Source organism: Pirellulales bacterium (assembly GCA_033762255.1).
In the GTDB taxonomy this organism is placed as follows: domain Bacteria; phylum Planctomycetota; class Planctomycetia; order Pirellulales; family JALHPA01; genus JANRLT01.
Genome location: JANRLT010000070.1, coordinates 115,008 through 126,464 on the forward strand (window position 1 = coordinate 115,008; position 11,457 = coordinate 126,464).

Here is an 11,457-nt window from a genome sequence, read left to right on the forward strand (position 1 = left end):
ATTAATGTAAAAAAACTAAAAATGCCGGCGTGTCACCAGAATTTGAAGCTGCCCGGACAGGCACTGTAATTTATCCCCCGTACCCCCCGCGTCAAGCTGCCAAAATGGCCCGGGGGAGTCGTCAGGGGCGGCGGTTTTTCGTAGAATCAACCCCAGTTAGGAGTTCCGCCAACTCGGATTTTCCTAAGTTTTTTGCTAGCACAGGCGATAACTCGGCAAAATTAGCCGCCATTCGCCTATTTTTAGCGGGCGTCAGTTGTTGTCGCGTTTTTTTCACGGATGATTTTTTAGATGTCCTCCACCGGTCTTTTTGATTATGAATTGCCCAAGGAGCTGATCGCGCAGCATCCGCTGGCCAATCGCGGTGATGCCCGGCTGCTGGTGGTAGAGCGGTCCACGGGACAATTGCGCCACGCGCACATCCGCGATCTGCCCGACCTGCTGCAAAGCGGCGACCAACTGGTCACTAATGACTCCCGCGTGCTACCCGCCCGCTTTTTTGGGACGCGGGTCGCCACCGGGGGGCGCGTGGAATTGCTGTTTCTAGGCTCGGATGAAACCGGCCTGTGGCAAGTGCTAGTCAAAGCCCGGGGAAATTTGCAGCCCAAAGAGGTCATCCAACTTCAAGACTTGCAAGCCCGCGAGACGCTGAAGCTGTGGTTGTTGGAGAAAGCGGCGGATGGGATTTGGACGGCGTATGTCGAGAGTAATGAACCACCCCCCGTCATCCTAGAACGGATTGGCCGGATGCCGCTCCCCCCCTATATTCGTGATGGCATGGAGACTGAGGAAGACCGCGATCGTTATCAGACGGTCTATGCCAAGGTGCCGGGGTCCGTCGCGGCGCCCACCGCCGGTTTGCATTTTACGCCGGAAATTTTGCAAAAATTAGCGGATCGGGGAATTCCCCGTCACAGCGTCACCTTGCACGTGGGCCTGGGGACTTTTAAGCCGATCCAAACCACCGATTTGGATGAGCATCCCATGCACGCCGAATGGGCCAAGCTGGGGGGAGCGACGGCTGGCGCGTTGCAAGCGGCCAAACAGGCGGGGCAACGGATTGTTGCCGTGGGGACCACCACCACCCGCGTACTGGAAACTGTCGCCGCGGAATATCACGGCGCGCTCCGTTCCTGGAGCGGCGCCACCCAACTGTTTATTCGCCCCCCTTACACCTTTCGCGCGGTGGATGTGCTGTTGACCAATTTTCATTTACCCCGAACGACGCTGCTGCTGTTGGTCAGCGCGTTTGCGGGGACGGAACTGATGCGCTCGGCGTATCAGGTGGCGGTACGCGAACAATATCGCTTTTATAGTTACGGCGACGCCATGCTGATTGTATAAAGGCCGGATCGGATTTTCGTTGGCACACACGTAACGGACGGGGTAGACCTGGGTTAGTTTTATCATTTGGCATTTTTACAGGATGTTTTACCATGACGGCGATTGCCACGGTTGTGGAACAGATTTTGGTGATTCCCACTTCGCTCCTACACGAAATTGGGCATTTTCAGGGGTTCTCCGCCGAAATTGACCGCTATTTGCCAAAAATCCTGGACCCCCGCGTGGCCAGTTACCGCCCCCGTCCCCAAATGGAAGAAGACCCGACTTTTAAACAACTCATCCCCTATGTGGTCTTTGCCCATGGTGCGGCGGAAGGTCCGCTGACTGTTTTTCAATACACGCGCGGCACCGGGCAGGGGGAAAAACGCCTGCACGCCAAGCGCAGCATTGGCGTGGGGGGGCATATCTGCAGCGATGACCGCCATGCCGGAGAAAGCACCGTCTATCTGGAGGGGATGCGCCGCGAACTGGCCGAGGAAGTCGAATGGAACGGCGCCGCGCCGGATCGGATTATCGGTTTGATTAACGATGACCTCACTCCGGTCGGGCAGGTGCATCTGGGCGTGGTCCATTTGGTCATGTTGCCGCAGCCGGGCCTTACCGCCCGCGAAGCCGCCATGGTGGACGCGGGATTTGTTCCATTGCCGCGCTTATTGGAAGAACTGGACCAGTTTGAAACCTGGTCGCAATACGCGCTCGCGGCTTTGGGCAAAATGCGGTTATCATAAGCAGGTTAGTTTGCCACGAGAAAGCTGGCGGCGAGTTTTTCCGCGGCGATTTCTCCTTGGCGAATGCATTGCGGGATGCCCACGCCACGGTAGGCCGCCCCGGCCAGGGCAAATCCCGGCAACCGCTGGGCGAGACCTTCGATGCGCGCGACCCTCTCCAGATGGCCCAGGTGATACTGCGGCATGGTGTGCTGCCAGCGGGCAATGCGGACCAACCGGGGTTCCCCCTGAATGCCATAAATTTCCCGTAGTTCGCCAGTCGCAAGTTTCACAAGCGCGGCATCATTCAGGTCATTGAGTTCCGGCTGCAAAGCCCCCCCCACAAACACCCTTAAGAGCGCCATTCCCGCGGGAGCTCGGCCAGGAAATTTTTCGCTGGCGTAGCTAACCGCCAAGATGCCGCGGCGTTCCAGTCGAGGCACGACCATTCCAAACCCTACCAGCGGCCGGGCAAATTGCGTCTGTTCGTAACCCAATATTACCACGCTGCTCCCGGCGTATTCGATAGCCCGCAATTCCGCGGCTAACTCCGGTGCGACATACTCCACTAGCGAGGCGGCGGCGGGCGCCGGCGTGGTCATTATCACTCCGTCAAACAGTTCCGGTGGCTCCGCGGGGTTTGACCAGACCTGCCAATTTGCGGCTGTGGGGGCTAATTTTGCTGCCAGGGGGGGATTTTTTACCAACCGGGTCACGCGTTTAGCTAGCTGGATGCTCTCTTGGCCCAGGCTATTGGCGGCGGCGGCGATCAATTGCTCCATTCCCTGGCGGGGAGCCATGAATTGACTGTACCGAGCTCCGCTGTCGGCTTTTTCCTCCGTCGCGTTCATCGTCCGCGCCGAGCCTCGCGAGTTTGCTTTACTGCGCCCGGTCAAGGGCCGCTGCAACCGGCTGTTTTGCCAAGCTAATAAACTCGCCTGCAAAACGCTGCCATGCTGGCGTTCCATCTCCAAAAAGCGGGGAAGAGTCGCGGCCAAACTTAGCTTAGTCGGATCGGCGGTATAAATTCCCCCGATGAGGGGCTGAATCAGGCGTTCGTACGCTTCCCGGCCAAATCGGCGCAAGGCAAAGGACTCGAGACTTTCGTCGTTTTGTCCCGCGGGTCGGGCTTCGATAAATAATTCCGCCAGCAGGCGTAGTTTTCCCCGCCAAGAAAGCAGCGGCGTGGTTAGCAAGGACCCCAGTTGATTGGGGGCCATGAGCACAAATCCCTCCGGCACGGGGTGCGGCACGCCGCGATATAAGATCGACGCCTTGCGTTGGGCCGGGTTGGTCGGTAATAGCTCGTCCCATAGTCCCAGTTTATTGGCCAAGGGGAGTCCCGCGGCGTCGGGCGTCAAGAAGTTGTCCGCGCTTAACTCTAATAAAAATCCCCCCTCCCGCACGGTCTGCAGGACGCCCCCGAGTCGCGTGGCGGCTTCCCACAGTTCCAATTTTGCCGAGGGCAACAGTTCCTTGACCCGCAAGGCCGCCGCCAGCCCCGTAATGCCCCCGCCAATAACTAGGATTCGCGGTGGCTGCATAAGTGGCTGTGATTTCGCGGTTTACCCGAGTAAGGATGATGTTTGATTTTAGGCCACGGGTTGTGCTAGGGTAGCGGCGTGGCAAGAGATCATTCCGCCTGAAAATCGCTTCCCTTAGCAGGCGGATGAAAGAAAAATAGTAACATCAGCGCCGCCACTCCCGCCGCCGCCGACGGTATCAACAGCAACTGATTATATGCGATCACCTTTTCGGTCGTTCCCGCCACGGCTCCCGGCACTTCGGTGGTAAAGTATCCCCCCAGCCGCTGCCAAATCAACCGCGACAAAATCGGTCCCACGCCTAAAATCAAAAAGTTAAACATCCCCTGGGCGCTAGCGCGAGCATCCTTGGGAAAATACTCATCCACAAAGATATATAATGTGGCAAAAAAGAACGCATAACATATCCCATGCACCAGATTGATCGCCACTGCGACGTAGGGATCGGGAAAGAGCGCAAAAACCGCGAACCGCAGGGCATGCCCCAGAATCCCGATGATCATCGTAAATTTCCAACCGAGGTTCTTGAGCACATAGCCCAACACCGCCATGGTTAGGATTTCGGCGATTTGACCAACACTCATCGCGGGCTGGATCCAGTTGGACGGCACGCCCACTTTTTCCAGATAAGTAAATGCATACACGAAAAATCCGTCGTGGACCGTGGCATCGATCAACGTCACCAAAAACAAAATCAAAATGAACGGGTACTTTAGTAACTTGAGAGCTTCCAGCCAGGCTTGGCTTTTTTCACCCGTGACGATGGGCTTGGGCGGAGTGTGCGGCAATAGCAGGCTGTAGCCCGCCAAGAGCAGCGCGGCGATCCCCGAAACGATAAACGCCCAGGATTTCCCCTGGTTGAGTGCGACATCCTTGAGCGGTGTTCCCAGGGCCGTTCCCAGGTACTCGACCATGCCGTTGGTGGGCGTTTGATTGATTTTTACCCAATCGGCCAAAATAAAGATGAACGGCCAACTGGCGGCGATCCAGCCAATAGTCCCCCACAGGCGGACGGGGCCAAATTCCTTTTGCGGATCGCTCAGATTGGCAAAGGCCAGCGTGTTGGCGACTGAAATCGTCGGCACATAAAATAGGCAATGCACGGCCATCAGGGCAAAATAAATCCAAAAGTTAGGCGCGGTGGCGGGGGGATTTTCACCGCTAAAGTGATTCCAGGCCATTAGTCCAAAGCCCAGCATCGCCAGTCCGCCGATCAAATGACTGAATGCCAGATATCGCTCCGCGGCAAAGTTGCGATCCACAAACTGATTGGCCACAAACATAGCCAGGATCGCCGCGCAGGGAAACGCGATATTGAGCAGTTCCTGCTGCCACGGTTCAAATCCCAAGCCCCCTTTGTCAAAAAAGCTGAAACTGAGCGGCAGCCACGCCCCCCAGATAAAAAGCTCGAGAAACATGAGCACGCCCAACTTTAGCTTGATCCATGGAGTGGCGGACAATTCCGCCTGGGGGGCAACGTACGGATTAAAGTGGGCCATGCGTGGACCTTTGAAAACGATAAATAGCGTGAAAAAGAAGTCGAAAGCCGCGGTAGAATAAGTGCACGCCCGCCCCCTGCAATTTCCCCGGAAGTTCCTTAGATTAAAGTCCCCGGGTCGCACTGACAAGCAACGTTCGCGAATTTTGCCCAGAAACAGGCTAAAAAAGTTGTTAGACCTGTCTATTGGCCGTGGAAGCCGCAATCTTGGCAGCACGCCGCCACTGACGCGGGATTTCCCCCTTTTTTGCGTGTGAGATTCACAAGATGCCCGGATATGCTGAAAACTGGCTGACCCGGCGAGCTAAGCTGACGCAAGCGACCGTTTCCGCGGTGTTAACGCCGCTGGGGCGTGGGGCGGTGGCCACAATTGGCGTGGCCGGACCAAATGCCGCGGCTTGCGTGGATCAATATTTTTCCGCGGCCAATGGTCTATCCCTGGAACGGCAGCCTTTGCATGCCATTCGCTACGGTCGCTGGCAATCAACAGGGCTCGCCCAGACTTCGCAAGAGCGGCGGGACGCACAATTGCCGCAAAGTACCCCCAGTGCCGAGGATTTGGTTATCTGCCGCTTTCCCACCCATGTGGAACTGCATTGTCACGGGGGGACGGCCGCAGTGCAGGCGATCATGGCCAATTTGCAAGCAGCGGGTGCCATGCATATTACCGGTCGGGAATGGATCGATTTACACTCGCCATCTTGCCTGGAGGCCGCCATCCAAGCGGCACTTGGGGAGAGTGTGAGCGAGACCGCGGTGCTGGCCATTTTGGCGCAAGAGTCGTTGTGGCGGGAAGAATTAGCTAGTTGGATCACGTTGCTTGACCAATGCGGGCCCCTTGTCGCGCCTTTGGCAGACATGCGGGAGTTATCGCAGCGGCTAAAATTTTTGCACAATCGCCTGCATGAACTATCCCAAACCGCCCGCTGGGCAAAACACTGGACGACTTCTTGGCGGGTGACGCTGGCCGGACCGCCAAACGCCGGAAAAAGCATGCTACTCAATTCACTCTTGGGTTATCAGCGGGCGATTGTCTCCGACATGCCCGGCACGACGCGCGATATGGTTACCGGGACGATCGTGTGGTGTGATTGGCGGATCGAATTGCGCGACACCGCGGGCCTGCGCGCCGCGGAGGATGAAATAGAACAAGCTGGTATCGCGCGCACGGCCTCCGCGCTGCAACAGGCGGATTGCGTGGTGGCGGTCATGGATCTAAGCGAGCCTCAGGAGCTTTGGCCGTTGACTTCCCTCCGGCGGATTTGCCAATCGGTAAAATCAGTGGTGCTAGCCGCGAACAAGTGCGATTTAATTCCCGATCGATCGGCTCAACAGCGGATTCTTGCGGAGGTTCGCGATTTTGCCGCCCAAGCGGCTCATCCCTTCAATGCCCCGACGGTGATTTTAACCAGTGCCCGGGATGGCCAGGGGTGCGCCGAGTTGCTGGATTGTGTCTGTAGGCAGTTGTGTCCAGTAGGGAGCGGCTTCCACGGGATCGGGTTATTTAACCCGGATCTGGCGGAGGATCTGGCGGTTTGGTCAGGGATGTTGGGGCAGGTTGACCACGATTTGAAAAAGGATGAATTGGTAATGCCAAATAGCCCCGCGCTCCTGGCGGTGGAAGAACAGTTGCGGATTGTCCGGGGGGAAATCTCGGCTTGGTTGATGGGCGGGGGGAATTTCCCAGGAACTAGCGAACAGATGATTACGTAGAAAAATAGGTGCAAATCATGCCGATTGTAGGGGCATTCTGGTCCAGAACCGGCTCTTGTCGCGGAATTTTAGCTATTTCCGCGTCCAGAATTGACGGGGGGAATTGCGGGTAATTATAGTAAATGCAGGTTTACCCCGGTCCGAGGGTCGGATGTGGTGGAACTTTTCGGCTGGTTTGTGTCCCCGGTTTGGCCGCGATTCCGCGACCAGGGGGGTGGGGATGGGATTGAGCGGCGATCAAGGGTCATGATGCCCTGGCACAGGATGGCGGTAAGATTTAAGGAACAAAATTTTTCCGCAAGGCTTTTTGCACATCCAGCAAATCTGGAGAGGCGACATGAATCTGATTGGCAAAATCTTTGTGTTTTTGATTATGTTTTTGTCCGTGGTCTTTATGACCATGGCCATGCTGGTCTACGCCACGCATAAAAATTGGCGGGCCGAGGTTGAAGGCTCGACCGGTCCAAATAAGGTTGTCGGCTGGAAACAAAAGTACGATGACCTGACTAAACAGCATGAGGAACTCAAAGCGCAAAAAGACGCTCTGAAGGCGCAATTTGACGCCGAGCGGATCGCCAAGGAGCGGGCATTGTCGCAGTTGCAGACCAAGCTCGCCCTGGTGACGAAGGAACTGGACGATAAGAGCGTTGAACTAGCCGCGAAATCGACCGAGGCTTCCACCTTGAATGAACAAGGGAACAAGCTGGCCGACCTGAATAAATCCTATGCCGAGTCCGAAAGCAAAACCCGCGCGGCGCTGGTCGAGGCCCAAAAGTCCAGCGACAACCTCTTTAAGAGCGTGGTTGCCCTAAGCGATAAATATCACGACCTGGTCGCGCAGATCCCCTCACTACAAGAACGGGCCGAACAATTGGCCCGCCAAGTCGCCAAGGCATCTTTGTTACTCGGTACGTTTGGCCGCACCATTGAAGATCCAAGTGATTTACTCCCTCCCCCCATGGACGGCACGATCACCGCGCTGAGTAAACGGGATGACCCCAATCTAGTGGAGCTATCCCTGGGCAAGGATGATGGCCTGCGGACTAACCATCGCATCGACCTGTATCGCGGCAACGCCTATTTGGGAAATGCCGTCGTGACCGAGATTTCGCCCGATGGGCGGACCGCCGTCGCCAAGATTGTCGACCGCAAGGCCCCGGTTCGCGAGGGTGATAACTTTACCACCCGCTTGCAATACCTGACCAAAAATGGCAAGTAGCCCGCAGCGTCCCTCAGCCCGCAGCGTTAGCAAGGGACATCACTGTACTCTTCATAGTCCTCTGTGAAGACAACCAACCCAACCCGCAGCCTTAGCATCTGACACCCAACTTTGCTGGCCAACGGCCCTTTGCATCCGGCGATTCAGATCACCACATACAATCAGTCATCATTGTTCGATTGGAGCTTTCCCACCTATGGCCGCTGTGACCAAGCAAAAAGCAAACGTCTATACCGTGATGCTGGTGATTTCGTTTTTGTGCCTGACCTTGGGGAGCGTCTTTTTATACTTTGAGATGCAAACCTATGCCCCTAATCCCACGGATACGCCCTGGAAAGTTCCCGGCGAGTTGAAGTCCCCAAATTAGCAATAGATAAGACTGGGAACAAGACAGCGCGTTTCATCCCATCTCTTCGCCAGCCTCTCCTGCCCCGCGCCACCGCCGATACCATCGGCGGCTTTGTGCGTCTCTCCCGCGCACCCCCGCTTTTGATAGGCGGACCTACGTCAGCCCTTCACCGGTTACTTCTCGCCTGTCTGGCGTACCCAAGCCTCCAGCATTTGAAACTGGACGCCAAAGTCGTGCTCATCGGTGCCAATCGGGCTTTTAAAGAACGGGGCCAAAAACGTCAGGGCTCCGGTATCTCCGTTGCGCCAGGCCCGCTCGGTCAGCCGCATCAGGTCCAGCACCAAGGGAGCGGCCAGGATTGAATCGCACCCTTGCCAGATAAATTGCATCACCATCGGCGTCCCTAGAAAGCCGCGAAAGTGAATGTGGTCCCAGGCGGTTTTCCAATCCCCCATGCTTTCGATGTATTCAATACTGACCAGCGTTTGCGGTGTGTAGCCCAGGATTTTTCCCAGCAGGCGGTCCTTGCTGGTGACTTTGCTCTTTTTATTAATCGGATCATCCAACACTTTGCCGTCCATATTGCCAAAGATGTTATGCCCGACCCAGCTCATGACGTCCAAATTGCGTTTGGCAAACATGGGGGCCAGCGTGCTTTTGAGCAGGGTTTCCCCCGTTTTGCCGTCATAGCCGTAGTGCCGCGATTTGCGTTGGATGGCCAAATCCTGAATAGCCGCCGGCGTGGCCCCCAACGAGGGGGTAAAATTGATAAACGAACAGCCCAGGTCCAGGGCCGCAATGGCGTACAGGCAACTGGCGGGAAGCGGGCATTTGGCCCCATCGTCCAACAGCGGCTCAAGTTGGGCATACGTCGCGGGCCACGAACTGCTGTCGGTTACCGGTTCGGTACTGGCCACGTAGACCACCACCACATGCTCAAGCTGGTGCCGGGCCTGAAAATCCCGCAAATCCCCCTGCAATCGGGCGATGGCCGCGTGGGGTGTCTCGCGCAGTTCCCGCAAACCGCTTTCGGCAAATTTGCTGATCGTCGGACCGCAATTTATGATGCTACCCGGCCGCAATTCTTGCTCAATTTTTTCAAACTCAGGACGGCATTTTTCCAACAGGCTCCCATCAATGGCGTGGCTTTCCCCGCACATGCGATACGCCTCGTCATACAACTTTCCCGGGCGGATGTCATGCCCGCCGATCACCCAATCTCCCCAGTTCCGCAGTTTTAACCCGGCAAACGGGGGGGTGGCCGTAATCAGTCCGGTGGTCCCCAGCCAACCTTGCTGCAGGGCAATGAGTCCCGTCATGGCCGTGGTGGCCACGCCACCTTTGGCACCAATCAACCACAAACCGACGCGCGCGTGGGGCATTTTCTACAAACCTAAAAAAATTTTGACAGACAAAAATGCAAGTTACCGGGGTTTTTGGCAGGACGGGTTATCACCGCCGTCGCGCGGCATTCCGCCGGAATGACGGCAAAAACCGGGCGGTATGACCGGCAAGTCGCAAAAACAGGTGGGCCAAGGGGAGGAAACCCGCTTGGAAGCGAACCGGGGAAAAATTAAGATTGTCAGAAGGTTGCCGCACGGCGTCAAGCCAGCACGCCCCCGCGAATACAAACTTTTCCCCACGCCTACCGTTTATATTAACTTGCCACGGGGGGCGGGGGATAGTCTTGAACCCTTCCGAGTGCCGGTTTTCCCCCCGTTAGGGAATACCCATCGCTCGGTGATCCATCTTTTTGCAGTTTTTTCCCACGAAAGTCAGGCTCACCCATGCCCGCTGTGTCGCAGTTGGTCCAATCCCTCGAACCGTCCGCCACCCTGGCCATGGCCGCCAAGGCCAAGGAACTAACCGCCGCCGGTAATACCGTCTACGACTTTAGCGTGGGCGAGCCAGATTTCACCACCCCCGACCATATTTGCCAGGCCGCCATCCAGGCGATGCGGGACGGGCATACGCATTACACCGTGGCCAGCGGGATACCCGAGTTAAAATCCGCCGTGGCAAAGGCTTATGAAGCAGCCCATGGGCTAAAGTACACCCCCGCGCAGGTGGTGATTAGCAATGGTGCCAAGCATTCCTTGCATAATGCGTTTACCTGCTTGTGCAATCCCGGGGACGAGGTGCTGATTCCCGCCCCCTTTTGGGTTAGTTACGCCGAACTGGTCAAGCTGACGGGGGCGCGGCCGGTCATCATCGCCACCGATGAAGCCCACGACTTTAAGCTGACGCCCGCGCAACTCCGCGCGGCGCTGACCCAGCGGTCGACCATTTTGTTGCTTTGTTCCCCCAGCAACCCCACCGGTTCCATGTACACACCGGAAGAACTGGGGGCCTTGGCGGACATTGTGTTGGAACGAAACCTGACGGTGATCAGCGATGAGATTTATGAGCGGCTGGTGTATGGCAATCATCGATTTGCCAGCTTTCCCACGGTGCGACCAGGATTGGCGGAGCGCACGATCGTGGTGAATGGCGTGAGCAAGGCCTATGCCATGACCGGTTGGCGGATCGGCTGGACGCTGGCGCCCGTCAATATCTCCAAGGCGATGGCCGACCTGCAAAGCCAAGAGACCAGCAACCCCTGTAGCATTAGCCAATACGCCGCCTTGGCCGCGATCACCGGCCCGCAAGCCTGCGTCGGCGAGATGCTGGCGGAGTTTGCTAAACGACGCGATTATGTGCGCGAGCGGATCAACCAAATCCCGGGACTATCCTGCCCCGAAATGGGGGGGGCGTTTTACGCATTTATGAATATCAGTAAATTTTTAAACAAAACCTATGCCGGCGCGCGGGTGGAAAACTCGGCCCAATGGTGCCTGACGCTGTTGGAGCAACAGGGGGTCGCCACGGTGATGGGCTCGGCCTTTGGGGCGGAGGGTTACGCGCGAATGAGCTTTGCGACCAGTCTAGATGTCATCCGCCAGGGCTTTGACCGGATCGAGGCGTTTCTTAAAAGCGCGGAGTAGGTGGGGTTGGGAGAAGCCGCCACGCACGCGTCAATTATTAACGGAGAGCGCAGACGTATTAGACGATGTTCTGGCACCACGAAGTGGTGTAGGATTGTA

Annotated in this window: 9 protein-coding genes; 6 read left to right on the forward strand and 3 right to left on the reverse strand. The window is 56.7% G+C overall.

Annotated elements, in window-relative coordinates:
- Positions 1 to 291 precede the first annotated feature (291 nt).
- Together queA and SFX18_19595 are read left to right on the forward strand one after the other, a co-directional pair.
- Complete coding sequence (queA, locus tag SFX18_19590; GenBank protein MDX1965358.1) at positions 292 to 1,344, forward strand: tRNA preQ1(34) S-adenosylmethionine ribosyltransferase-isomerase QueA; 1,053 nt, start codon at positions 292 to 294, stop codon at positions 1,342 to 1,344.
- A gap of 92 nt (positions 1,345 to 1,436) precedes the next feature.
- Positions 1,437 to 2,072, forward strand: coding sequence for a phosphoesterase (locus SFX18_19595; GenBank protein MDX1965359.1), 636 nt, complete (start codon positions 1,437 to 1,439; stop codon positions 2,070 to 2,072).
- A gap of 5 nt (positions 2,073 to 2,077) precedes the next feature.
- Here SFX18_19595 and hemG read toward each other — a convergent pair whose 3' ends face one another.
- Together hemG and SFX18_19605 are read right to left on the reverse strand one after the other, a co-directional pair.
- Positions 2,078 to 3,595: a protoporphyrinogen oxidase gene (gene hemG / locus SFX18_19600; GenBank protein MDX1965360.1), complete on the reverse strand. Its 1,518-nt coding sequence runs from the start codon at positions 3,593 to 3,595 to the stop codon at positions 2,078 to 2,080.
- Between the two features lie 89 nt (positions 3,596 to 3,684).
- Positions 3,685 to 5,094, reverse strand: coding sequence for an MFS transporter (locus tag SFX18_19605; GenBank protein MDX1965361.1), 1,410 nt, complete (start codon positions 5,092 to 5,094; stop codon positions 3,685 to 3,687).
- Positions 5,095 to 5,360: 266 nt separating this feature from the next.
- Between SFX18_19605 and SFX18_19610 the strand changes: the two genes are divergently transcribed.
- From SFX18_19610 to SFX18_19620, 3 genes are all read left to right on the forward strand, one after another.
- Positions 5,361 to 6,806, forward strand: coding sequence for a GTP-binding protein (locus SFX18_19610; protein ID MDX1965362.1), 1,446 nt, complete (start codon positions 5,361 to 5,363; stop codon positions 6,804 to 6,806).
- 337 nt (positions 6,807 to 7,143) lie between these two features.
- On the forward strand, positions 7,144 to 8,025 hold the full coding sequence (locus SFX18_19615) for a hypothetical protein (GenBank protein ID MDX1965363.1): 882 nt from the start codon (positions 7,144 to 7,146) through the stop codon (positions 8,023 to 8,025).
- A 196-nt stretch (positions 8,026 to 8,221) separates the two neighbouring features.
- Positions 8,222 to 8,392 (forward strand): hypothetical protein, encoded by a 171-nt coding sequence (locus SFX18_19620; GenBank protein MDX1965364.1) that lies wholly within the window; start codon positions 8,222 to 8,224, stop codon positions 8,390 to 8,392.
- A 155-nt stretch (positions 8,393 to 8,547) separates the two neighbouring features.
- On the opposite strand, the gene SFX18_19625 is transcribed toward SFX18_19620, so the two are convergent.
- Positions 8,548 to 9,756, reverse strand: a complete 1,209-nt coding sequence (locus SFX18_19625) for an inositol-3-phosphate synthase (protein MDX1965365.1) — start codon at positions 9,754 to 9,756, stop codon at positions 8,548 to 8,550.
- 405 nt (positions 9,757 to 10,161) lie between these two features.
- On the opposite strand from SFX18_19625, the gene SFX18_19630 reads away from it, so the two are divergent.
- Positions 10,162 to 11,358 (forward strand): pyridoxal phosphate-dependent aminotransferase, encoded by a 1,197-nt coding sequence (locus SFX18_19630; protein ID MDX1965366.1) that lies wholly within the window; start codon positions 10,162 to 10,164, stop codon positions 11,356 to 11,358.
- Positions 11,359 to 11,457 lie beyond the last annotated feature (99 nt).

What these genes read in the sequence shown, in the direction of transcription:
- SFX18_19630 (MDX1965366.1), top strand. Translation starts at nt 10,162, where the DNA reads ATGCCCGCTGTGTCGCAGTTGGTCCAATCCCTCGAACCGTCCGCCACC.
- SFX18_19625 (MDX1965365.1), bottom strand. Translation starts at nt 9,756, where the DNA reads ATGCCCCACGCGCGCGTCGGTTTGTGGTTGATTGGTGCCAAAGGTGGC.
- SFX18_19610 (MDX1965362.1), top strand. Translation starts at nt 5,361, where the DNA reads ATGCCCGGATATGCTGAAAACTGGCTGACCCGGCGAGCTAAGCTGACG.
- SFX18_19605 (MDX1965361.1), bottom strand. Translation starts at nt 5,094, where the DNA reads ATGGCCCACTTTAATCCGTACGTTGCCCCCCAGGCGGAATTGTCCGCC.
- hemG (MDX1965360.1), bottom strand. Translation starts at nt 3,595, where the DNA reads ATGCAGCCACCGCGAATCCTAGTTATTGGCGGGGGCATTACGGGGCTG.
- queA (MDX1965358.1), top strand. Translation starts at nt 292, where the DNA reads ATGTCCTCCACCGGTCTTTTTGATTATGAATTGCCCAAGGAGCTGATC.
- SFX18_19620 (MDX1965364.1), top strand. Translation starts at nt 8,222, where the DNA reads ATGGCCGCTGTGACCAAGCAAAAAGCAAACGTCTATACCGTGATGCTG.
- SFX18_19595 (MDX1965359.1), top strand. Translation starts at nt 1,437, where the DNA reads ATGACGGCGATTGCCACGGTTGTGGAACAGATTTTGGTGATTCCCACT.
- SFX18_19615 (MDX1965363.1), top strand. Translation starts at nt 7,144, where the DNA reads ATGAATCTGATTGGCAAAATCTTTGTGTTTTTGATTATGTTTTTGTCC.